The following is a 21,624-nucleotide window of genomic DNA, read 5'->3' as shown; positions in this document are numbered from 1 at the left end:
TCAACGCATGGTCCACACCGTGAGGCAAGGAGATAGGGGGAGCCGATGTCGGCCAGAAAGCCTCCGACCGAGCGGCAGCGTCGACTGGGCGCGGAGCTGCGCAAGATGCGCGAGCGCGTGGGCATGTCGATCAACGAGGCTGCCGTACTGCACCGCACGGACCGGACCACCGTCAGCAACACGGAATCGGCGCGGTCCGGTGTGAGTAGCGATCGGGTCCGTGTATGGGCAGCCAACTACTCGTGCCCTGAAGCCAAGTACATCGATGCCCTCGCTGAGATGGCCCGAGAGCGCGGTGCGTACTGGTGGGACGAGTACCGAGGCACGTTGCCCGCAGCGCTTCTGGACCTTGCGGAGATGGAACACCGCGCCGTTGCGCTCCGGTCTGCTCAGATCATGCATATGCCCGGACTTCTCCAACACAGAGACTACGCACGTGCCATCTTCCAGGAAGCGGTGCCGTCGCTGGCGCCTGAGGATCTTGAGCGAAAGCTTGAGTTTCGGGTCAGGCGCAGTGACGTGCTCGATCGTTCGCGGCCTCCGGAGTGCACGTTCCTCGTCCATGAGTCAGCGTTGCGCATGCGGTTCGGTGCTCGGGCCGTGCTTCAGACCCAGTTGGCCCACCTCCTGGAGCAGTCCGATCGGGAGAACGTGACGATCCGCGTTGTCCCGTTTGAGGCCGGCGGATTTGCGAACGCTGGGAGCTCAACTCACTATGCGTATGGGCCGGTTCCCGAGCTCGACATGGTGCAAATCGATGTTCCTACAGGAGTGGCATTCTTGTACGCCGACACTCACCTCGTGAACTACCGCGTGGTGCTGGACCGCATGGAACAGCGTTCACTTGGCCCAGGCCGCTCGCTGGACTTCATTCGCGAAGCAGCACAGCACCTATGAAAGCGTGAGAACAGTGGAGATAACGTGGCTCAAGTCCTCGTACTCGGCAGACACCGGCAACTGCCTGGAAATTGCGCGGCGAGGGGGCGACGTCTTTGTGCGCGAGAGTGATGACCCCGAGACGGTCCTCCGGATCTACCCGGAGAAGCTTCAAGCCTTCCTGATGGGAGTCAAAACCGGCAAGTACGAGAACTTTGCGTAGTTCGTTACAGGCAGACTGTTAGCCCTCACCTGCTTAGGTAGGGGCTTTTTCGTGTACGCATGTTCGCCTGCGGCATATGCCAATAACATCCGACGCGACGCAACATGTTGTCTGGATCTGCATGTGGCGCTACGGTGCGTGTGGGTCGCCCAACTCCTAGCGACTAGCGAGGGGTTGATGCGCCAAACCAAGACGCCCCGGCGGTGTTCGTGGCACCCCGGGGCCGGCCAACGCTTATCAGGAGCGTCAGCATGACCCACCGTATCTGGCTCACCCTCCAACGAACACTCGCCCACCTCCTCGCCGCCCTCATCCCGGCCACCGGCCGACGCCGCACCCCCAACCTCCGGCCGCAGAGCGGCAACTGCCTCGCACTCACCACCGCACACCGTCCCCGCACCGCGTCCGGCCTGCGCCTGCTCATCCGCGTCTTTGCCCCGCCCCAGTGCCCCGGAAAGCCGGGTTCGCAACCCGCAGCGTTCACCGACCCCTTCCCCCTCGTACGCCCCTACGTCCTCACCCACGAACCGCACCGGCGCCGCACTGACCTCGACGGCAACGACTTCGACGCCCTCGTCCCCGAGGCGGTGGCCGTCTAATGGAAACCACCAGCTCGCAGGGAATGAGCACTCCCCACGGACTGCGCATCAGCCGCGTCCCCAGCAAGCCCGTACGCCGTGAACCCGACGGCAGCCTCGCCATCCCCCTGTGGCTGCAACGGGAGGGCAGGTTCGACGCCGACATCGCCCTTCGGCTCTCCCCCGCCGAAGCGGAGTTGCTGCACGCGCAGCTCTGTCGTGCGCTCGACGGCGTACCCGTCATGACGCCCGCCGACCGTACGCCGGAGTGCCGCAAGGCCGTACATGACAGCAAGGGGAGGCCCCACCCGTAGGCCCGTCCGGCCATGACCCGCCGCACCCGTACGTATCCCGCCCGCACGAGCGCGGGATACGTACGGGCCGTACCTGACCCCCTCCGCGTCTCCTGACGCACAATGGACCGACGAGTAACACCAGGACGTCGGTACGTGGGAGGGGCGCGGCGCATGGCTGTCAGAGGGGCCAGGGGAACGGTCGAGCGGGATGAGGCGGAACGGCCGCTTCTCGCCCACCTCAAGGCGATGGGGTGGCAGCACGTCCACGGCCCCGACCTTCAGCGTGCGGAGGGGCGCGACTTCACCGACATCTTCCTGCGGCAGCGGATGGTCAGGGCCCTGCGTCGGATCAACAGGCTACCCGGTGCCATGACCGGCTGGATGTCCGAGGACGACGCCCTGCGCGCCGCCGACCGCTTGAAACAGGCCGCGCGCAATGTGGCCGGATCCACCCTGCAGACGGCCAACGAGCAGGCCACCACGCTGCTGGTGTACGGGGCGCTGGAGAAGACCCCGGACGAGCGTGACGCGAAGGTGTGGTTCGTCGACTGGGATCCCGAGGCGATGGAGGGCGGCCGGGAGGAGGTTCTGGCGCGGAACGACTTCCTTGTCGTCGACCAGCTCTGTGTCCGTAACGCGGACGGGAAGGACGCGATCCTCGATCTCGTCCTCTTCGTCAACGGCATTCCGGTCGTGGTCGTCGAGTGCAAGTCGCAGGACAAGCGCGATCCGCTCACGGATGCCATCCGCGACCTCCGGGCATATACAGGGCGCCCCTTGGAGGACGACACCCGTGAGCCCGGGACCGCCCCGCGTGGCATCCCGGAATTCTTCGCGCCCGTACAACTCCTGGTGGCGGCCGACGGGAAGGACGCCGCGCTCGGGACGATCTCCTCGGAGGAGGAGCACTACGCGCTGTGGCGGAGCGTGGAGCCGGACTACAGCTCCCCGGACGCGCTCCGCCGTGAGCTGCGCGAGTGGGGGCTGATCGGTGCGGACGAGCCGCTGACGCTTCAGCACCAGCTGACCGCGATGGTGTTGAAGCCGGGCAATCTGCTCAACATCATCCGGCATTACGTCTTCGAGATGCCGCTCAAGAGCCAGAAGAAGAAGGCCCCGGCAGCCGATAAGGCGGCGCAGGCGCCGAAGACGGCAAAGGTGGTCTGCCGCCATCAGCAGTACCGCGCCACCGAGAGGATCGTCCGCAAGCTCCGTAACGGACGCACTCGGCTGCACCCGGGCGCGGAACGGGACGAGCGCGGCGGGGTCATCTGGCACACGCAGGGCGCCGGGAAGAGCTTCACGATGAAGTTCCTTGCCCGTCGGCTGCACATGAGCCGGGATCCGGAGCTGAACCAGATCACTCTGGTGGCAGTCACCGACCGCAGGGATCTGCAACGGCAGTTGAAGGAGGCCGTGGCGCTGAGCGGCAGCACCGTGCACCAGGCGAAGTCGCAGGCGGACCTGGAGGGCATGCTGCGGCGGGCCGGGCGGCACGGCGGCCGGTCGGTGATCTTCGCGACGATCCAGAAGTTCCTCGGCGAGCTTCCGGGGCTGTCGAAGGACACCGACGGAGCGGAAGGAGCGGACACCGCCGACGGCGAGGACGGTGCGCTCACCGATGACTTCGAGCAGGCGCGGGCCCGCGTCGAGGCGGGGGAGGACCCGGAGGAGGTCGCGGACCCCTCGCCGGACGAGGAGACCTTGAAGGCCGCCGCCCGGGTGTTCCCGGAGTGCAGCGACTCGGTCAAGGTGCTGGTGATGGTGGACGAGGCGCACCGCTCGCACACCTCCGTGCTGCACGCCTGCCTGCGCAAGGCACTGCCGAACGCTGCCAGAGTGGGCTTCACCGGCACGCCGCTGATGCAAGGCAGGCTCACCGACACCGGACGGATCTTCGGGCTCGAGCCGAGCCGGGAACCGGGTGGCAGGCCGGCGTTCCTCGACACGTACCGCATGAACGAGGCCGAAGCGGACAAGGTGATCGTTCCGGTTCGCTACGAAGGGCGCGCCACGACCGCCGAGGTGCGGGAGAAGCGTGAGCTGAACAACTGCTTCGAGGACCTCATCGAGCCACTGGACGAGGCGGAACGGCGGCGTGTGCGCGAGCGCTACGGAACACCCTCGGGGCGGGAGGTCGCCGAGTCCGTGCCGCTGATCCGGGCGAAGGCGGCCAACATGCTCGCGCACTATGTGACGGGTCCGCTCACCGGAGGCTTCAAGGCGCAGGTGGCCGTGGTCAGTCGGCTCGCGGCGGTGTATTACCGGGACGCGTTCCGGGAGGCGCGGACCGAGCTGCTCGAACGCGTACGGGAATTCGACACGAGCGGGGCACGAGAGGCCCTGCGCCTGAGGAAGCCCGAAACATACAGCAATGACGAGCTGCTGCTCTTCTGGGCCTGGCGCTATCGGGAGGTGCTGCGGCGGATGGACTTCGTGCCGGTCATCTCCGCCGGCAAGGAGCAGAAAAGCGGAGTGTGGCGGGACTGGACCGACGAGGCACGGCAGCGCGAGCACATCGACCGGTTCCTGGAGCCCCTCCCCGAATACCCGCCGGACAAGCCATGGACGGCCACGGACAACCCCGTGGTCGCCGGTGGCGTCGGCGGGATGAATCCGTGGAGCGACCTGGCCCCGCACCAGGCGGTCGAGGAGGAGAAGGCGCCGGTCGCGTTCCTCATCGTGAAGTCCATGCTGCTCACCGGATTCGACGCGCCGATCGAGCAGGCGCTTTACCTGGACCGGCCGATCCGGGACGCCGAGCTGCTCCAGGCCATCGCCCGGGTCAACCGGCCCGCGCGGGAGAAGACGGAGGGCCTGGTCGTCGACTACTACGGCGTGCTGAACAACCTCGGAGCCACACTCGCCGCCTACCGCAACGAACCGCCGGCGCTCGACTCGCTGCGCAGCATGGACGACGAGATTCCGGTCATGAGGAAGGCGGCCGAGGAGTTCGAGGAATTCCTCGCCGGCGTCGGGATCGACGCCGACGATCTCGACACCCGGGACGGTCTCACCCGCGCCATGCATGCCCTGGACGACCTCAGGCTGCGGGCGGAGTTCGACAGGCTGCTCGGGGAGTTCCTCGGCGCGGTGGACCGGGTGCTGCCCCATGAGGGGGCGCTGGAGCGGATCCCCGACGTCCGCCGTTGGAGCCTGCTGCAGTTGCGGGTCCGGCGGCATTACCGGGACGCCCCGGGTGGCGGCTTCTCGATACGGGGCTACGGACGGAAGGTGCGGGAGCTGATCGCCGACCACCTGGCGGTTCAGGAGATCGAGCAGGCTATCCCGCCGGTGTCGATCCTCGCCCCGGACTTCGACGAGATCGTGGGCCGGCTGCCCGTACGGGAAGCCGCCGCGGAGCAGGTGCAGGCCCTCCGCTACCACCTGGAGGAACGGCTCGAGCGTGACGACCGGCCGGTCTACCGGCAGCTCTCCGAAGAGCTGGAGAGGGTCCTGGAGGAGTTCGCGGGGCGCTGGCAGGACATCAAGGAGCACATGGGGCCACTGGTCGAGCGGGCCCGGAGGGCCGAGGAAGCGGACCCGCGGCTCGCGGACATGTCGCCCATGGAGCAGCGGCTGTATGTCCTACTGGGGGAGAAGCTGGCGGAGGATCCGGACTTCGACACGCCGGATGCGGACTTTCTCCGGCGGCTTGTCGTCGAGGTGCGGGCGGAGATCGTCGATCACGTGACCCGGGCCTCGTTCGGGGCGGAGGACTCGTACGTCACCGAGCTGGAGGCGCACATCTGGGACCGCCTGCGCAAGGCCGGCCTCCGCCCGCGGGCCGGCGGCCGTGCGGCACTGGAACGGCTGGCCGGGGTGCTGGTCGGCCATGCCGTGCGGCACCTCGACGCTTTCCGGGCCGAGAGGCGGTGACAATAGGGGCATGTCCGCACAGTCCAGCCCGCACTTCCCCCGCCCCGGCGGAGCTGCGCTCGTCGAGGGCCAGACTCTCGTCGTGGACGGGCTGTCGCTGAACGTATGCGTCAGCCTCCGTCGTAAGCGGCTGGGGCTGACTGTCGAGCGGGACGGCTCACTCACCCTGCGTGCTCCGCAGGAGTGCGATCGCCTACGGGCCGAGGATTTCGTCCAGGGAAGCAGGCACTGGATCGACAGCAAGCTTCGGCTGAGCGAGGAGCGACGGCAGCTGCACCCCGTACGGTCGCTGCGCGATGGAGAGATCCACCGCTATCTCGGGCGTGACTACCGGCTGTTGGTCGTGGACGACTCCGGCGAACCGGCCCTTCCCGTGCGGCTGGTGGCGGGACGGATGCGGCTGAGCCGGTCCGTGGCCGCGGCTCCCCAGGAGGCCCGTAAGGCGCTCGCCGCCTGGTACAGCCGAGCCGGGCTGCGCTGGGTACGGGGGCGTCTGCAGCCGTGGGCGGCACGGATGGATGTGCTCGAGCCGGAGGTGGAAGTCCGGGATCTGGGCCACCGCTGGGGCACGTACCGCGCCGGTACGGATGACAGCGGACGAATGGCGCTGCACTGGGCTGCCTTCCAGCTGCCGATACATCTCGTCGACTACGTGATCGCCCATGAACTGGCTCATGTTCGTGTTGCGGGGCACGGACCCGACTACTGGCGGCTGTTGGGCAGGGCGCTGCCGGAGTGCCGAACGCTGAAGGCCGAGCTGGATGAGCTGGGGCGGCGCGTGTGGATGGGCGACGTGGAGGTCCGGCGGTAGAGCGCGGAGGCAGTACCCCTGACTCACCCCGCCTTGCGGTAGGTCAGCGGTGCCTTGGCGGTGCCGACGAAGCGGCGGCTGAGCGAGCCGTCCGGGAGGATCGTCAGCTCCGTGGGCTCGCCCGGTGAGCAGGCGTCCGACGGTTCGCCGAGCGTGACGGTCGAGGGGCCGAGGCGGAGTGGGGCGCCGGAGGTGCCGCCGCCGCTCAGGGGCGCGGTCCACGCGCAGCGGTAGACCGTGCCGTCGTCGGTGGTGCCGTTGCCGGCGATGTCGGCCACGGGGGAGCCGACGGAGCCCTGACTGATGACGATCCGGCGGGTGTTGGGACCGCCCTTGGTGGAGAAGTCGGACTGCCAGGTGCCCAGGAACGTCTGTGGCACGGGGCCGGGGTCCTTGCCGTCGCCCGGCGTCGTCGCCGGGAGCGTGCCGGAGGACGGGGTGGGCGCACCGGGCGTCGAGGGCGCCGGCGCGGGGCCGTGCGCGCTGTCGTCCCCGCCCCGCTTGAACAGATAGACCGCGCCGCCGCCCGCGAGCAGCCCGGCGGCCACCACCGCGGCCAGCACGGCGGGCGTCCGGGAGCGGCGCGGGGGAGGAGGCGGGGGCGCGTACCCGGCGTGGGTGGTGGTGCCGTACGGGCCCGCGTGCGGATGTCCGCAGGCGGGCGGCGGCAGGGGCTGCGAGACCGTACGGCCCGCGGTCACGGTCGGCGGCTCGGCGGCCGGGGGCGGGCCGGGCGGGGATATCAGCGTCGGGTCGGGCGCGGGCACGGCGGGCGGCAGGGGGTCCGCGGAGCGTACGGGCTCCTCGACGTCCAGCAGCCGTACGGCGTGCCGGCCCAGCCCGGCGACCAGGGGGCCCGGCAGCCAGGGGTCGGTGGACGCGAGGTCGGCGGGCAGCTCCTCGACGCCGGTGCGCTCCAGCACCTGCGCGGGTGCCGGGCGGTCGGCCGGGTCCTTGGCGAGGAACTCCAGGATCAGCGGCCGGAGGGAGCCGGGCACGCCGGTGAGGTCCGGCTCCTCCTCGGCGATGCGGTACATCAGCGCGTGCACCCCGCTGTCCGCCGTGCCGAAGGGCAGCCGCCCGGTGGCCGCGTAGGCCAGCACCGAGCCGAGGCAGAAGACGTCGCTGGCGGCGGTGACGCGGGCGCCCCGCACCTGCTCGGGCGACATGAAACCGGGGGAGCCCACGGCGGCGCCGGTCCGGGTGAGTCCGTCGCCGTCCGGCACGCTCTCCAGGGCGCGGGCGATGCCGAAGTCGATGACGCGGGGGCCGTCCAGGGTGATCAGGACGTTCGACGGCTTGAGGTCGCGGTGGACGACGCCCGCGGCGTGGATCGCCTGGAGGGCGCGGGCGAGCCCGGCGCCGAGGATGCGCACGGACCGCTCGGGCAGCGGTCCGAAGTCACGGCCCACGACCTGCCGAAGGGAGGGTCCCGCGATATAGCCGGTGGCGACCCAGGGGATCTCCGCGTCGTTGTCCGCGTCGAGGACGGGCGCGGTCCACTCCCCGCCGACCTGCCGCGCGGCCCGCACCTCCGCGCGGAAGCGGCGGCGGAACTCCTCCCGGCCGGCCAGCTCCCGGTGGACCAGCTTGACCGCCACCGTGCGGCCGCGGTCGGAGCGGGCCAGATAGACGCGCCCCATGCCGCCGGCGCCGAGCCGGCCTAGCAGCCGATATGCGCCGAGTGTCCGTGGATCCTCCGGCCGCAGGCTTTCCATGGCGCCCTCTCCTCCCCGATTTCCCCCGCTGTGTACCTCGCGGAGAATAGCGGGACGCCAAACGGCCGGAACCCCGCACCGTGAAAGTGCGGGAGTCCCGGCCGCTTCCCGGCCGAGGCCGGTTACGCGCGAGGCGTGTCAGGCGGGAACGATGTTCTCCGCCTGCGGGCCCTTCTGGCCCTGCGTGACGTCGAAGGAGACCTTCTGGCCCTCCTGGAGCTCACGGAAGCCCTGCGTCGCGATGTTCGAGTAGTGCGCGAAGACGTCGGCGCCGCCGCCGTCCTGCTCGATGAAGCCGAAGCCCTTTTCCGAGTTGAACCACTTAACGGTGCCGGTAGCCAAGACAGGTCTCCTACAAGACAGCGGTGTCGAAATTCCGTACTGCACGGAATAATGCAAGTGCGCCCGAAGGTCACAGACCGTCAGGCGCACAGGGGAAAACAGATCCAAAACCGCAACGGAAAATGACCGTAGCACGCGCGGCAGGTCCTCCGGCGAATTTCTCCGCGACAATTTTTTCCGTGCCGTGCCGGGCGCCCGCGGCCACCCGGCACTGTGTCGGCGGGCGTGGCGAGCGCCATACACAGTGCCGGTACCCGGGCCGTGCCCCGCTCCCTACGCTGACGGTTCCGTGACCGCCGCAGGTCACCGCGGTGCCCGTCACCGCTTGCCACCGCGAGCCGAACCGATCCGAGGTAACGACCGTGAGCACGCAGCCCGATCCGCGCCTGGGCGCCGCCGTCAAGGCCGCCGACCGCGCGCACGTCTTCCACTCCTGGTCCGCGCAGGGCCTCATCGAACCGCTGGCCGTGGCCGGGGCCGAGGGCTCGTACTTCTGGGACCACGACGGCAACCGCTACCTCGACTTCTCCTCCCAGCTGGTCAACACCAACATCGGCCACCAGCACCCCAAGGTCGTCGCCGCGATCCAGGAGCAGGCGGGCCGGCTGTGCACCATCGCGCCGGGCTTCGCGGTGGACGTACGGTCCGAGGCGGCACGGCTGATCGCCGAGCGGACGCCCGGCGACCTCGACAAGATCTTCTTCACCAATGGCGGCGCCGAGGCGGTCGAGAACGCCGTCCGCATGGCCCGGCTGCACACCGGCCGCCCCAAGGTGCTCAGCGCCTACCGCTCGTACCACGGGGCGACGGCCGCGGCCATCAACCTCACCGGCGACCCGCGCCGCTGGCCCTCCGACACCGCCTCGGCCGGCGTCGTGCACTTCTGGGCGCCCTTCCTCTACCGCTCGCCCTTCCACGCGGAGAGCGAGGAGCAGGAGTGCGAGCGCGCGCTGCGGCACCTGGAGGACACCATCGCCTTCGAGGGCCCGGGGACGATCGCCGCGATCGTCCTGGAGACCGTGCCCGGCACGGCCGGGATCATGGTCCCGCCGCCCGGCTACCTCCCGGGCGTCCGCGAGATCTGTGACCGCCACGGCATCGTCTTCGTCCTGGACGAGGTGATGGCGGGCTTCGGGCGTACGGGCCACTGGTTCGCCGCCGACCGCTTCGGCGTCACCCCCGACCTGCTGACCTTCGCCAAGGGCGTCAACTCCGGCTATGTGCCGCTCGGCGGCGTCGCCATCTCCGCCGAGATCGCCGCCACCTTCGACACCCGCCCCTACCCCGGCGGACTCACCTACTCCGGGCATCCGCTGGCCTGCGCCTCGGCCGTGGCGACGATCAACACGATGGCCGAGGAGGGCATCGTGGAGAACGCCGCGCACCTCGGCGAGAAGGTCCTCGGCCCCGGCCTGCGCGAGCTCGCCGAGCGCCACCGGAGCGTCGGCGAGGTCCGGGGCCTGGGCGCCTTCTGGGCGCTCGAACTGGTCAAGGACCGCGCGACCCGCGAGCCCCTGGTGCCCTACAACGCCTCCGGGGAGGCGAACGCCCCCATGGCCGCCTTCGCCGCGGCCTGCAAGAAGTCCGGCCTGTGGCCCTTCGTGAACATGAACCGCACCCACGTCGTCCCGCCGTGCACCCTCACCGAGGCGGAGGCCGAGGAGGGCCTCGCCCTCCTCGACGCGGCGCTCACGGTGGCCGACGCGCACACCGTCTGACGCGGGAAGGTAGCGTTCGTCCTTCCCGCGCGCACGCCCGTACGCACCGCGACGGCCCTCGCCTATCTTGGTCGGGGGCCGTTCGCATGCGGGCGCGCGGTCACGGAAGGAGAGACGGACGACGATGCCCGGCAGCGAGGCTGTCAAACGGACGACGCTGCGCTCGCAGATCGCCGACGCCCTGCGCGACGAGGTGATAGCGGCGCGGCTCCCGGCGGGCCGCCAGTTCACGGTCAAGGAGATCGCCGAGCAGTACGGCGTCTCGGCGACCCCGGTGCGCGAGGCGCTGCTCGACCTCTGCTCGCAGGGGCTGCTCGACGTGGAGCTGCACAAGGGCTACCGCGTGCGCGAGTTCACCTACGCCGACTTCCGGGACATGGTCGAGGCCCGGGCGCTGATCGTGGAGGGCATCTTCCGGCGCTCCGCCGTGCGCGCGCTGTGCCAGGCCACCCCGGCGGCCCTCGCGTCCGTGCGACGGCGGGCCGAGGAGGCGGGCCGGGCGGCGCAGGCCGGCGACCTGGACATCCTCATCGGCTACGACCTGCGCTTCTGGCGCGAGCTGGCCGGGCTGGTCGGCAACCCCTACATATCGGACTTCCTCGACCGGGTCCGGGTGCAGAGCTGGATCTTCACCGTGCCGCTGCTGCGCCGGATGCCCTCGCTGCGCGGCCGCCTGTGGCACGGGCACGGCGAGCTCGTCGAGGCCGTCGCGGCCCAGGACGCGGTGGCTGCGGAAAGCATCATTGCCGCATACAACGAACATTCCCTGGCATTGATCAGCGGGCTGACCGAATAGGGTCGAAGGCCAGGTCATGGTCATCGGCTGACGGGACGGAATCGGAATGAAGACAACCACGAACCCGCAACCGGCACGTGTTTGAGGACGTCCAAATCTCGTGATGCCGCCTTCCCAGCCGTCCTGTCCCCAGCAGGCCGATTCCACCGCCTCCCGGCCCGACACCTCCGCGGCGCCGGCCGTCGACCTGACGGTGATCGTCCCCGCGTACGACGAGGAGGACCGGCTCGGCCCCACCCTCGAGGCGATCCGCGCCCACCTCGCCGCCGATGAGGGCGCGACCGCCTGGGAGCTGATCGTCGTCGACGACGGCTCCACGGACGCCACCGCGGACATCGCCGAGGCCGCCGCCGCCACCGAGCCCCGCATCCGGCTGCTGCGCACCCCCGACAACCGCGGCAAGGGCCACGCCGTCCGCACCGGGGTGCTCGCCTCGCGCGGCCGCCGCGTCCTGGTCACCGACGCCGACCTGGCCACGCCCATCGAGGAGCTCGGCCTCCTCGCCCGCAGCCTGGACGCGGGCGCCACCGCCGCCGTCGGCTCCCGCGCGCTGCCCGGCTCCCGGATAGCCGTCCGCCAGCACGCCGTGCGCGAGCTCATGGGCCGGGCCGGCTCCCGGCTGATACGGGCCGCCGCGGTGCCGGGGATACGGGACACCCAGTGCGGCTTCAAGCTCTTCGACGGCGACAAGGTCCGTACCGCCTTCGCCCGGTCCCGGATGGACGGCTGGAGCTACGACGTCGAGCTGCTGCGCTTCTTCCACCAGCGGGGCTGGGAGGTCGACGAGGTGCCCGTCCGCTGGTCCCACCAGCCCGGTTCCAAGATCAGGCCGCTGGCCTACCCCACCGTGCTCGCCGACCTCGTGCGGCTGCGCTGGCACGCGGCCGACCCCGTACGCCTCGCGGTGCCCGCGCTCTTCCTCCTCGTCTCCTTCGTGCTCTACGGAGGGCTGTGGGGCGGACTCGGCCACAGCTACCTCGCCGACTCGGGCTCCGACCAGACGCAGTGGGAGTGGTTCTTCGCCGTCACCGCCGACAACGTCGCCCACCTGCACAACCCGCTCTTCACCGAGCTCCAGAACTTCCCGCTCGGCGTGAACCTCATGGCCAACACCGCCATGCTCGGGCTCTCCGTGCCGCTCGCGCCCGTGACGCTCGCCTTCGGCGCGCACGTCACCTGGGCCATCGTGCTGACCGGCGGCCTGGCCGTCACCGCCTGCTCCTGGTACTGGCTGATCGCCAAGCGCTTCGTCCGCTCCCGCTGGGCGGCCGCGCTGGGCGGCGGGTTCTGCGCCTTCGCGCCGCCGATGATCTCGCACGGCAACGCGCACCCCAACTTCCTCGTCCTGTTCATGATCCCGCTGATCGTCGACCGGATGCTGCGGCTGTGCGAGGGCACCCGGCCGACGCGCGACGCGGTGCTGCTCGGCCTGTTCCTCACCTACCAGATCTTCCTCGGCGAGGAGGCGCTGCTGCTGGCCGTGACCGGCCTCGTGCTCTTCGCCTTCGGCTACGCGGTCGCCGACCCCGACGCCGCCCGCGCCGTCTCCGGACGGCTGCTGCGCGGCCTCGGCATCGCCGCCCTCGTCGCGCTGCCACTGGTCGCCTACCCCCTGGGCTGGCAGTTCCTCGGCGCGCAGAGCTACCACAGCGTGCTGCACGGCGAGGTCGGCAACAACCCGATGGCGCTGCTGGAGTACGCCACCCGGTCGCTGGGCGGCGACGCGCGGACCGCCGCCTCGCTGTCCGTCAACAGGACCGAGGAGAACGCCTTCTTCGGCTGGCCCCTCGTCGCCCTGGCCGTCGCCCTCGTCGTCCGGATGTGGCACCAGCCGCGGGTCCGCGCCCTCGGCTTCACCGCGCTCGCCGCCGCCGTGCTCTCCCTCGGCCGCACCATCCCGCTGCTCGGCACGGACAGGACGCTGCCCGGCCCCTGGCGGCTCGTCGGCAAGCTGCCGTTCTTCGAGTCGGTCATCGAGTCCCGCGTGGCCATGATCTGCGTGCCCGCCCTGGGCATCCTCCTCGCCCTCGCCTGCGACCGGCTGGCCGCGCGCCGGATGCGCAGCGAACGCGAACGCTCGCACCGGCGGCTCGGCTGGGCGGCGCTCGCCGTGGCCCTCCTCCCGCTCGTCCCCACGCCGTACCGCACCGTCGAACGCGAGCCGGTGCCCGCGTTCATCGCGGACGGCACGTGGCGCGAGCACGTACGGCCCGGCCGCACGCTGGTGCCCGTGCCCGTGCCGAGCCCCTCCGACACCGAGGCGCTGCACTGGCAGGTCCGCGCCGACCTCGGCTTCGCCTTCCCCGGCGGCTACTTCAACGGCCCCTGGGGCCCCGACCGCATCGGCATCTACGGCCCGCAGCCGCGCCCCACGTCCGAACTCCTCCGCCAGATCCACGAAACCGGCAAGCTCCCGGCGATCGGCGACCAGCAGCGCCGCGAATTCCGCGAGGACCTGCGCTTCTGGAAGGCGGACGCGATCGTCCTGGCCCCCGAGACGAACGGCGCGGCTCTGCGCGAGGCGGTGACGTCACTGACGGGCACGGAACCGAGGAAGACGGGCGGAGTGTGGGTCTGGGACGTGGCGGACCCAAAATCCAGCCCGTCCGGCGTTTGAGGACGCTCCCGAAGGGAGCTCCCGCCGCAGGCGGCAACGGACCCGCACCCGGCAATGAACCCGCACTCAGCGGAAAGCGCACCCGGAAGCGAAACCCCGGCCCAGTATGACAACCGACCCATCCGCACTACTCTGGCTCGACCATTCGGCGCGCACGCCCCCAACGAGAGTGAGCTCACGTGGCCTGTGACCTCTGGCTTGTCCCCCTCGTCGATGTGCTGTGCCACAGCCCCGACAACCCCTTCGCCGACGAGATCGCCGTCTATGACAAGGCGCTCGACGAGGCGGGCCTGCCGCCCGTCCCCGTCTTCGGCTATATGCCGGGGCTCTCCGGGGACGTCGCCCCGGTCGCCGGCTTCGACTACGACGCGCTGCACTTCCTGCGCCGCGCCCACCTGCTGAACCTGTGCGGGCTGGCGGTGACCCCCGTCGACGAACTCGGGGGGGACTACGAGCAGTTGCTTGAGATGTTCGAGACGACGGCCCAGCAGTCGCACCTGGTGTGGCACTACGACCACGCCGGGGCCTATGTGCCGGTCGACTTCGCGCATCCGCTGACCAACGACGAACTCCTCGAAGGCGGCGGCCCCTTGGGTTCGAGCCAGGGCCTGCTGAGGGAACTCCACTCCGTGGCACCGGCCTTGGGCATCGACCCCGACAACCCGCCCGCCGCGCCCGCCGCACCGGAGCGGCCCACGGGGCTGGAGGAGCCCGCGGCGCCGGGCCCGTACGACGCCAGCCCGTTCGCGCGGGAGCGCCATGTCTGGCTGGGGCTGCACGCGGCGGCCACCCGCAGCCTGGGCCAGGGCTCGATGATCGTCTTCAGCTAGCGGGCGCGGCGCCCGCACGGAAAAGCCCCGCGGCAGCTGCCGCGGGGCTTTTCCGTACGAGGTCAGCGCGGTGATTCCGGCGGCCGCTGCCTCGGCATGTTCGGCCGGGTGCCGGGCGGCAGCGGGAAGCGCGGCAGCGGACCGCCGCCCTCCCCGCGCGGCCCCCACGACACCAGCGACTGCGTCACCAGCGGCGTCGGGCCCGCCCGGAACTCCACCATCCAGTCGGCCGTCTCGGCCCGTACGAGCTCCGAGACGTCCTCCGAGAAGCGCCGGAGGACCGTCAGGCAGCGCTCCGCCGCCTCGCTCGCCGTGCCCTCGGTCGGGCCGAGCACCTCGCGCACGCACTCGGAGGCCCAGTCGAACTGCAGCGCCTCCAGCCGCCGTTGCACGGCCTGCGCCGTCGCCACGGCCCGCATCCAGCCCGACGTCAGCCCGAAATACCGGTCACCGGCCACACAGGCCACCGCACCGAGCAGTGCCAGGAATCCCCAGGCGGCGCCGGTGCGGACCACGTTCGTCAACTGGAGCAGCGGCAGGGCCGCGCCCACCGTCGCGCAGACCGCGGCGCAGATGCGCAGCGCCCGTGCCCAGCGGCGCTTCCAGGCGCGGTCCGCGAGATACCAGTCGACGAGATACAGTGCGCCGTTCTCCACCCATCGGTACAGCTCATCGAGACGCTCCGCGGGCTCCCCCCAGTCACCGAGTGGGAAGGCGCGGCCACGCAGGTCGCCCCGCTGCCTCCCACCCTGCTCGCGGGGGAGCCCCTCGGGCTGCATCTCCGGCTGACTCACCCGTGCACTCCCTCTGCCGCTACGGATCGCGAGCCACCTTCCTACCGCCGAACGGACGGTCTTGGACACAAGATCCATGCTTTTCCGTCCGTAATTGCTGAGGAATCCGGTATAGGCGCCAAACACACTCACCCGAAAGAGTGGGCGGACGGGACCGGGCCGTCGTCCCTCAGCCGTCCCTCCGCCGTCCCGTGCCGGAGAAGTGACGTTTCTGTACGCCCGCGCACCGGCCCCGGGAGTCGATCAGTCGACGAGGCAATAGGGTGACCGGTGTGAAGGTCCTCGTCATCGGCGGCGGCGCCCGCGAACACGCCCTGTGCCGCTCACTCTCCCTCGATCCCGACGTCACCGCGCTGCACTGCGCCCCCGGCAACGCCGGGATCGCCGAGGTCGCCGAGGTGCACCCCGTCGACGCCCTCGACGGCACGGCCGTCGCCGACCTCGCCGCGTCCCTGGACGCGGAGCTCGTGGTCGTCGGCCCGGAGGCCCCGCTCGTCGCGGGCGTCGCCGACGCCGTCCGCGAGCGCGGCATCCCTGTTTTCGGGCCGTCGGCCGAAGCGGCGCAGCTGGAGGGGTCCAAGGCGTTCGCCAAGGACGTCATGGCCGCCGCGAACGTCCCGACCGCCCGCGCCTACGTCTGCACCACCCCCGCCGAGATCGACGCGGCCCTCGACGCCTTCGGCGCGCCCTATGTCGTCAAGGACGACGGGCTGGCCGCGGGCAAGGGCGTCGTCGTCACCTCCGACCTCGCCGCCGCCCGTGAGCACGCGCTCGCCTGCGGCCGCGTGGTCATCGAGGAGTTCCTCGACGGCCCGGAGGTCTCCCTCTTCGCCGTCACCGACGGTGAGACCGTCGTCCCGCTCCAGCCCGCCCAGGACTTCAAGCGCGCCCTCGACGGCGACGAGGGCCCGAACACGGGCGGCATGGGCGCGTACTCCCCGCTCCCGTGGGCCGACCCCAAGCTGGTCGACGAGGTCATGGAGTCCGTGCTCCAGCCCACCGTCGACGAGCTGCGCCGCCGCGGCACGGCCTTCTCGGGCCTGCTCTACGCGGGGCTGGCGATCACCTCGCGCGGCGTCCGCGTGATCGAGTTCAACGCGCGGTTCGGCGACCCCGAGACGCAGGTCGTCCTGGCCCGCCTCAAGACGCCGCTCGCCGTGCTGCTGCACGCCGCCGCGACGGGCACCCTCGCGACCCTCCCGCCGCTGCGCTGGAGCGAGGGCGCGGCCGTGACGGTCGTTATCGCTTCGCACAACTACCCCGGTACCCCGCGCACCGGCGATGTGATCGAGGGCCTGCCGGAGGTGGCGGTGCTGGACACGGCGTACGTCCTCCACGCCGGCACGACCCATGACGCGGACGGCGCGGTGGTCAGCGCGGGCGGCCGCGTCCTGTCCGTGACGGCGACGGGCCCGGACCTGACGACGGCGCGCACCCACGCGTACGAGGGCGTGGACCTCATCCGCCTGGCGGGCTCCCACCACCGCACGGACATCGCGGCGAAGGCGGCGGCCGAACAGTAGTCGCGGCGCCGGTGCCACCGGGCCGCACCCACGCCCTGCCAGACGCCACAACGCAAGGGCAACGCCTTTGACCAAAGCCATTCCATCGGGTGACCGATTGCCCAATGGGCTGACGCGCGCCGCACCCCCAACTAGGGTGCGGCGCAAGCCAAGTGCATCCGGCAACTGGCCCACCGGCATTGCGGTGTCAGTGGCCGGTGCCACAGTGGGGGGATAGGCAACGCACTCCGCGTTGCGTCCGCTGTCGCACTCCTCGGCGGAGCCCGGACAAGGCAACAGGGGGTGATCGGTCTCGTGGCAGGTCAGGAAGCAGGCGTGCTGGTCGCACGCGCCCAAGCCCTGGCGGTGCTGCGCATCCGCAGCACCGCGCTGGCCGTCGCCCTCCTGCCGGCCGCCGCGGCCGTCGTGCTGCTCGCGGGCATCGCCATGGGCCGCATCCCGGACGGCGGCGGCTGGAGCACGGCGCGCTGGGCGCTCGTCGGCGCTGCCGCCCTGGCCCTGGTGCTGGCGGCCGCCGTCGGCACGGTGGTCGTCCGGGCCAGGCCCGCGCTGAGCCCCACCGTCCCGATCCCCGAGGAGACGGCCCCCGATCTCTACCGGCTGGTCCGCGACCTCGCCGAGCGGCTGGACGTCCCGGCGCCCTCCGCCATGGCCCTCACCCCGGACTGCGACAGCTGGCTGGAGGACCGCACGCACCCCGCGCACGGGCCCCCGCTCGGCCTGCCGCGCGCGTCGCGGCGCACCGGCGCCGCCCCGGTGCTGGTGATCGGCTCGCCCTTCCTGTGGTGGATGCGCGTCGCCGAGCTGCGCGCCCTGCTGGCCCCGGTCGTCGCGGGCACGGGTCCGTCCGCGCACCCCGACATAGCCGCGGCCCGCCGTTTCGTCCGGGGCCTGGATGCCGCCGTGGCCGTCGCCGCGGGGCGCCCGGCCCTCGCTTTCATCGGGGGCGTCGCCCGGCTGCTGCTGCACTCCTGCCGGGACCACGCCGCGGAGATGGAGCGCGGGGTGGCGGCCGCCGCCTCGGAGCGCGCCCAGGCCGTCGACTACGGCCTGCGGATCGTCGCGCAGGAGCAGGTGGGCCTCGCCTACGCCGGCTGGGACCGGCTGCTGAACCGCGTGGCGCTGCCCGCCTGGCGGATGGGCCGCTGGCCCTCCCGGCTGGACGCCGGCGTCGTCTCCGCCCTCACCGAGCTGTCCCGCCGCGACCGGCTCGCCGAGGGCTTCGCCTCCCGGCTGGGCGAGCGCCCCGCCTGCGATCTGCTGGAGGAGCCCGGCGCGATGGACGAGGCGGCCTCCCTGCTGGCCGCCCGCCTCTTCCACGGCGGCCCCGCCATGGCGGGACCCGACTGGTCGCCGGTCGCCTGGAGCCAGTATCCGGAGGAGGTCGTGGACCGTAAGTGGCGGCTGGAGGCGGCCCGCCTGCACCGCGTCCTGGACGACATCCCCTGCCTGTATCCCGGCCCCGTGCCCGAGCCGGTCCCGGACGGGCTCCCGGGAAGCGCCCCCGCCGCCTGCACGGGCACCGCCGCCCCCACCGTGGCCCGGGTCCTGGAGCGCCTCACCGGCCCGGCGGGCGGCGGGGTCGCGGAGGAGCTGGAGGCGCGGCTGAGCGTCGAGGTGGCCCGGGAGGCCGCCCGGGAGGAGACCGCCGTGGACCGCGCCGCGTTCGGCTCGGCCGCCGAGCCCTGGCTCGACGGCCTCACCCCGCTCTTCCCGCTCCAGCCGCCCCGCAGCGGCCGGGAGCTGCTCACCGACCATGTGACGGCCATGGTGTGCTGCGCCGCCGTCGACACCGCCGGGGCCCGCCCCGGCCTGGACTGGCTGGACGGCCCGGCCCTGCTGGTCGGCGGCGCCCGCCGCGCCGACCTGGCCCGCACGGTCCTGAGCCTGATCGAGGACGGCGACGCCGAGCCGCTGCGCGCATGGCTCTGCGAGGTCGGCGTGCGACCCGAAAAACCGGTCCGCCTGGTGTGAGGGCCCGTGCCGTCCCGCGCCCGCCCACCGTGACCGGGCCCCCGGCCGTCCGGCCGCCCGCCGGAAAAAGTGCGACAGGCCGTGACGGTGCGGGTGCGCCATGTGATGTGCTGGGGGTCGCCGGGTGCGGCCGCCTCGCGGTACACCGGACCGGATGACGGAAATGCGTACGCGTCGGGGGCACAGGGGAGGGAGCGCGATGGGGACGGACCGGATCCGCCGCTGGGAGTCGGGGGCGCTCGCACACGCCGTCTCGGACCCCTTCGGGCAGGGCCCGCTGCCCTGGCTGCGCGACAGCGAGTCCTATGTCGACGAGTCGGGCCGGATGCTCGCCTGGTACGCCGAGAGCCACGTCCCCGACCGGCGGCGCGCGTCCCGCGTCCCCGTGCCGCGCACCGCCGACGACGTGCGTCGGCAGATCAAGGGCTTCGCGTCCAACAGCGCCGTCGCCCCCGGCGAGGCCATGGACTTCCGCATCACGGTGGACCCGCCGCAGCGCTTCAGCGTGGACGTCTACCGCGTCGGCCACTACGCGGGCGACGGCGCCGCGAAGATCACCACCAGCCCCCGGCTGTCCGGCATCGTCCAGCCCGCGCCGCTCACCGTCGACCGCACCGTCTCCTGCCACCACTGGTGGCTGTCCTGGCGGCTCCAGATCCCCGGCTACTGGAGCCTCGGCGCCTATGTGGCCGTCCTGACCACCGCCGACGGCCACCGCAGCCACATCCCCTTCCTCGTCCGCGACAGCCGCCCCGCCGACCTGCTGCTCGTCCTGCCCGACATCACCTGGCAGGCGTACAACCTCTACCCCGAGGACGGCCGCACGGGCGCGAGCCTCTACCACGCCTGGGACGAGGACGGACGGCTGCTGGGCGAGGACGAGGCGGCCACCACGGTCTCCTTCGACCGCCCCTTCGCGGGCGCGGGCCTGCCGCTCCACGTGGGCCACGCCTACGACTTCATCCGCTGGGCCGAGCGCTACGGCTACGACCTCGCCTACGCCGACACCCGCGATCTGCACGCGGGCCGCGTCGACCCGTCCCGCTACCGCGGCCTGGTCTTCCCCGGCCACGACGAGTACTGGTCGCCCGCCATGCGCCGCTCCGCCGAGCTGGCCCGCGACTCCGGCACGTCGCTGGTGTTCCTGTCCGCAAACACCATGTACTGGCAGTGCGACCTCGCCCCCTCGCCGGCCGGCCCCGACCGCCTGCTGACCTGCCGAAAACGCCGCGGGCCAGGCCGCTCCGCGCTCTGGCGCGACGCCTCGCCCGCCGAGCAGCAACTGCTGGGCATCCAGTACGCGGGCCGGGTGCCCGAGCCGTCCCCCATGGTCGTCCGCAACGCCGGCCACTGGCTGTGGGACGCCACCGGCGCGGGCGAGGGCGACGAGCTGCCGGGCCTGGTCGCGGGCGAGGCCGACCGCTACTTCCCCCGTACGGCCCTGCCGCAGCACACCCGTCGCATCCTGCTGGCCCACTCGCCGTACGAGGACGCAGAGGGCGTCGGGCGCCACCAGGAGACCTCGCTCTACCGCGCCCCCAGCGGCGCCCTGGTCTTCGCCTCGGGCACCTTCGCCTGGTCCCCCGCACTGGACCGGCCCGGCCATGTCGACGCCCGCGTCCAGCGGGCCACGGCCAACCTCCTCGATCGCATCTGCAAGCGCTGCTGACCCTCGTCGGACCGCGCGCACGGCCGTACGGCAGAATCGTGGTGCTTGGACAAACCACCAGGAGGACGCGTGTCCGGATTCGTAGAGAAGCCCGAACCTGTCGAGGTGCCCGGCCTTGTGCACCTGCACACCGGCAAGGTCCGCGACCTCTACCGCGACGAGGCGGGCCGGCTGGTGATGGTCGCCTCCGACCGGATGTCGGCCTACGACTGGGTGCTGCCCACCGAGATCCCGGACAAGGGCCGGGTGCTCACCCAGCTCTCCCTGTGGTGGTTCGACCGGCTGACCGACCTGCTCCCGAACCACGTCCTGTCCACCGAGCTGCCCGCCGGCGCCCCCGCCGACTGGGCGGGCCGCACGCTGATCTGCCGGTCCCTGGACATGGTCCCCGTCGAGTGCGTGGCCCGCGGCTATCTGACGGGCTCGGGCCTCGCGGAGTACCGGCAGACCCGCACCGTCTGCGGGCTCGCCCTCCCCGAGGGCCTCACCGACGGCTCCGAGCTGCCGTCCCCGATCTTCACGCCCGCCACGAAGGCCGCCGTCGGCGAGCACGACGAGAACGTCTCCTACGAGGAGGTGGCCCGGCAGGTCGGCGCGGAGACCGCCGCGCAGCTGCGCCAGGCGACGCTCGCCGTCTACGGCCGGGCCCGCGACATCGCCCGGGACCGCGGCATCGTCCTCGCCGACACGAAGTTCGAATTCGGCTTCGCGGACGGCGAGCTCGTGCTCGCGGACGAGGTGCTCACCCCGGACTCCTCCCGCTTCTGGCCCGCGGAGGAGTGGGAACCGGGCCATGCGCAGCCGTCCTTCGACAAGCAGTTCGTCCGCGACTGGCTCACATCCCCGGACTCCGCCTGGGACCGCCACGGCGAGCTGCCGCCGCCTCCGCTTCCTCCGGAAGTTGTGGAGCGGACGCGAGCGAAGTACGTCGAGGCGTACGAGCGCTTGACGGGCCTGAGCTGGTCGTAGGTCCGTTGCGC

At 71.8% G+C, this 21,624-nt stretch carries 17 protein-coding genes; 14 read left to right on the top strand and 3 right to left on the bottom strand.

What is annotated here, in order from left to right; all coding sequences use genetic code 11:
- Window positions 1-45: 45 nt before the first annotated feature.
- From ABD269_RS14290 to ABD269_RS14265, 6 genes are all read left to right on the top strand, one after another.
- Window positions 46-897: a helix-turn-helix domain-containing protein gene (locus ABD269_RS14290; protein ID WP_344118211.1), complete on the top strand. Its 852-nt coding sequence runs from the start codon at window positions 46-48 to the stop codon at window positions 895-897.
- Window positions 898-901: 4 nt separating this feature from the next.
- A complete protein-coding gene (locus tag ABD269_RS14285; RefSeq protein WP_344118210.1) occupies window positions 902-1,099 on the top strand; it encodes a DUF397 domain-containing protein in 198 nt (65 codons plus the stop codon).
- Between the two features lie 251 nt (window positions 1,100-1,350).
- Window positions 1,351-1,698: a hypothetical protein gene (locus ABD269_RS14280; RefSeq protein ID WP_344118209.1), complete on the top strand. Its 348-nt coding sequence runs from the start codon at window positions 1,351-1,353 to the stop codon at window positions 1,696-1,698.
- A gap of 23 nt (window positions 1,699-1,721) precedes the next feature.
- Window positions 1,722-1,991 (top strand): hypothetical protein, encoded by a 270-nt coding sequence (locus ABD269_RS14275; RefSeq protein ID WP_344118208.1) that lies wholly within the window; start codon window positions 1,722-1,724, stop codon window positions 1,989-1,991.
- Between the two features lie 153 nt (window positions 1,992-2,144).
- The gene (locus tag ABD269_RS14270; protein ID WP_344118207.1) at window positions 2,145-5,852 is read left to right on the top strand and encodes a type I restriction endonuclease subunit R; all 3,708 of its coding nucleotides are present in this window, start codon (window positions 2,145-2,147) and stop codon (window positions 5,850-5,852) included.
- Window positions 5,853-5,862: 10 nt separating this feature from the next.
- Entirely contained in the window at window positions 5,863-6,663 is an 801-nt protein-coding gene (locus ABD269_RS14265; RefSeq protein ID WP_344118205.1) for a M48 family metallopeptidase, read from the top strand.
- Between the two features lie 23 nt (window positions 6,664-6,686).
- Here ABD269_RS14265 and ABD269_RS14260 read toward each other — a convergent pair whose 3' ends face one another.
- Both ABD269_RS14260 and ABD269_RS14255 read right to left on the bottom strand, forming a co-directional pair.
- Window positions 6,687-8,381 carry a serine/threonine-protein kinase gene (locus ABD269_RS14260; protein WP_344118204.1) on the bottom strand — a complete coding sequence of 565 codons (1,695 nt, stop codon included), beginning with the start codon at window positions 8,379-8,381 and terminating at the stop codon, window positions 6,687-6,689.
- 138 nt (window positions 8,382-8,519) lie between these two features.
- Complete coding sequence (locus ABD269_RS14255) at window positions 8,520-8,723, bottom strand: cold-shock protein (protein WP_015607926.1); 204 nt, start codon at window positions 8,721-8,723, stop codon at window positions 8,520-8,522.
- 362 nt (window positions 8,724-9,085) lie between these two features.
- Here ABD269_RS14255 and ABD269_RS14250 point away from each other — a divergent pair, with 362 nt between their 5' ends.
- The 4 genes from ABD269_RS14250 to ABD269_RS14235 all read left to right on the top strand — a co-directional run bounded on the left by ABD269_RS14250 (window position 9,086) and on the right by ABD269_RS14235 (window position 14,684).
- Complete coding sequence (locus ABD269_RS14250; protein WP_344118203.1) at window positions 9,086-10,441, top strand: aspartate aminotransferase family protein; 1,356 nt, start codon at window positions 9,086-9,088, stop codon at window positions 10,439-10,441.
- Window positions 10,442-10,565: 124 nt separating this feature from the next.
- Window positions 10,566-11,237 (top strand): GntR family transcriptional regulator, encoded by a 672-nt coding sequence (locus ABD269_RS14245; RefSeq protein ID WP_301886415.1) that lies wholly within the window; start codon window positions 10,566-10,568, stop codon window positions 11,235-11,237.
- Window positions 11,238-11,340: 103 nt separating this feature from the next.
- Window positions 11,341-13,854, top strand: coding sequence for a glycosyltransferase (locus ABD269_RS14240; RefSeq protein WP_344118202.1), 2,514 nt, complete (start codon window positions 11,341-11,343; stop codon window positions 13,852-13,854).
- Between the two features lie 179 nt (window positions 13,855-14,033).
- A complete protein-coding gene (locus tag ABD269_RS14235) occupies window positions 14,034-14,684 on the top strand; it encodes a hypothetical protein (RefSeq protein WP_344118201.1) in 651 nt (216 codons plus the stop codon).
- Window positions 14,685-14,746: 62 nt separating this feature from the next.
- On the opposite strand, the gene ABD269_RS14230 is transcribed toward ABD269_RS14235, so the two are convergent.
- Window positions 14,747-15,478 carry an SLATT domain-containing protein gene (locus ABD269_RS14230; RefSeq protein ID WP_205519200.1) on the bottom strand — a complete coding sequence of 244 codons (732 nt, stop codon included), beginning with the start codon at window positions 15,476-15,478 and terminating at the stop codon, window positions 14,747-14,749.
- A gap of 272 nt (window positions 15,479-15,750) precedes the next feature.
- On the opposite strand from ABD269_RS14230, the gene purD reads away from it, so the two are divergent.
- The 4 genes from purD to ABD269_RS14210 all read left to right on the top strand — a co-directional run bounded on the left by purD (window position 15,751) and on the right by ABD269_RS14210 (window position 21,613).
- A complete protein-coding gene (purD, locus tag ABD269_RS14225; protein ID WP_344118438.1) occupies window positions 15,751-17,001 on the top strand; it encodes a phosphoribosylamine--glycine ligase in 1,251 nt (416 codons plus the stop codon).
- Window positions 17,002-17,316: 315 nt separating this feature from the next.
- A complete protein-coding gene (locus ABD269_RS14220) occupies window positions 17,317-18,975 on the top strand; it encodes a hypothetical protein (RefSeq protein ID WP_425572895.1) in 1,659 nt (552 codons plus the stop codon).
- Window positions 18,976-19,174: 199 nt separating this feature from the next.
- Window positions 19,175-20,644, top strand: a complete 1,470-nt coding sequence (locus ABD269_RS14215; protein WP_301886419.1) for a N,N-dimethylformamidase beta subunit family domain-containing protein — start codon at window positions 19,175-19,177, stop codon at window positions 20,642-20,644.
- Between the two features lie 69 nt (window positions 20,645-20,713).
- A complete protein-coding gene (locus ABD269_RS14210) occupies window positions 20,714-21,613 on the top strand; it encodes a phosphoribosylaminoimidazolesuccinocarboxamide synthase (RefSeq protein ID WP_344118199.1) in 900 nt (299 codons plus the stop codon).
- Window positions 21,614-21,624 lie beyond the last annotated feature (11 nt).

Origin of the sequence: Streptomyces blastmyceticus, from assembly GCF_039521185.1 — a bacterium.
GTDB lineage: Bacteria > Actinomycetota > Actinomycetes > Streptomycetales > Streptomycetaceae > Streptomyces > Streptomyces blastmyceticus.
The sequence above is the reverse complement of the archived record's forward strand: the minus strand, read 5'-3'. Positions and strand labels throughout refer to the sequence as shown.

Bases quoted from the DNA above. Each gene is read 5' to 3' on its own strand.
- ABD269_RS14290 (WP_344118211.1), top strand. From the start codon at position 46: ATGTCGGCCAGAAAGCCTCCGACCGAGCGGCAGCGTCGACTGGGCGCG.
- ABD269_RS14280 (WP_344118209.1), top strand. From the start codon at position 1,351: ATGACCCACCGTATCTGGCTCACCCTCCAACGAACACTCGCCCACCTC.
- ABD269_RS14275 (WP_344118208.1), top strand. From the start codon at position 1,722: ATGAGCACTCCCCACGGACTGCGCATCAGCCGCGTCCCCAGCAAGCCC.
- ABD269_RS14270 (WP_344118207.1), top strand. From the start codon at position 2,145: ATGGCTGTCAGAGGGGCCAGGGGAACGGTCGAGCGGGATGAGGCGGAA.
- ABD269_RS14265 (WP_344118205.1), top strand. From the start codon at position 5,863: ATGTCCGCACAGTCCAGCCCGCACTTCCCCCGCCCCGGCGGAGCTGCG.
- ABD269_RS14260 (WP_344118204.1), bottom strand. From the start codon at position 8,381: ATGGAAAGCCTGCGGCCGGAGGATCCACGGACACTCGGCGCATATCGG.
- ABD269_RS14245 (WP_301886415.1), top strand. From the start codon at position 10,566: ATGCCCGGCAGCGAGGCTGTCAAACGGACGACGCTGCGCTCGCAGATC.
- ABD269_RS14240 (WP_344118202.1), top strand. From the start codon at position 11,341: ATGCCGCCTTCCCAGCCGTCCTGTCCCCAGCAGGCCGATTCCACCGCC.
- ABD269_RS14215 (WP_301886419.1), top strand. From the start codon at position 19,175: ATGGGGACGGACCGGATCCGCCGCTGGGAGTCGGGGGCGCTCGCACAC.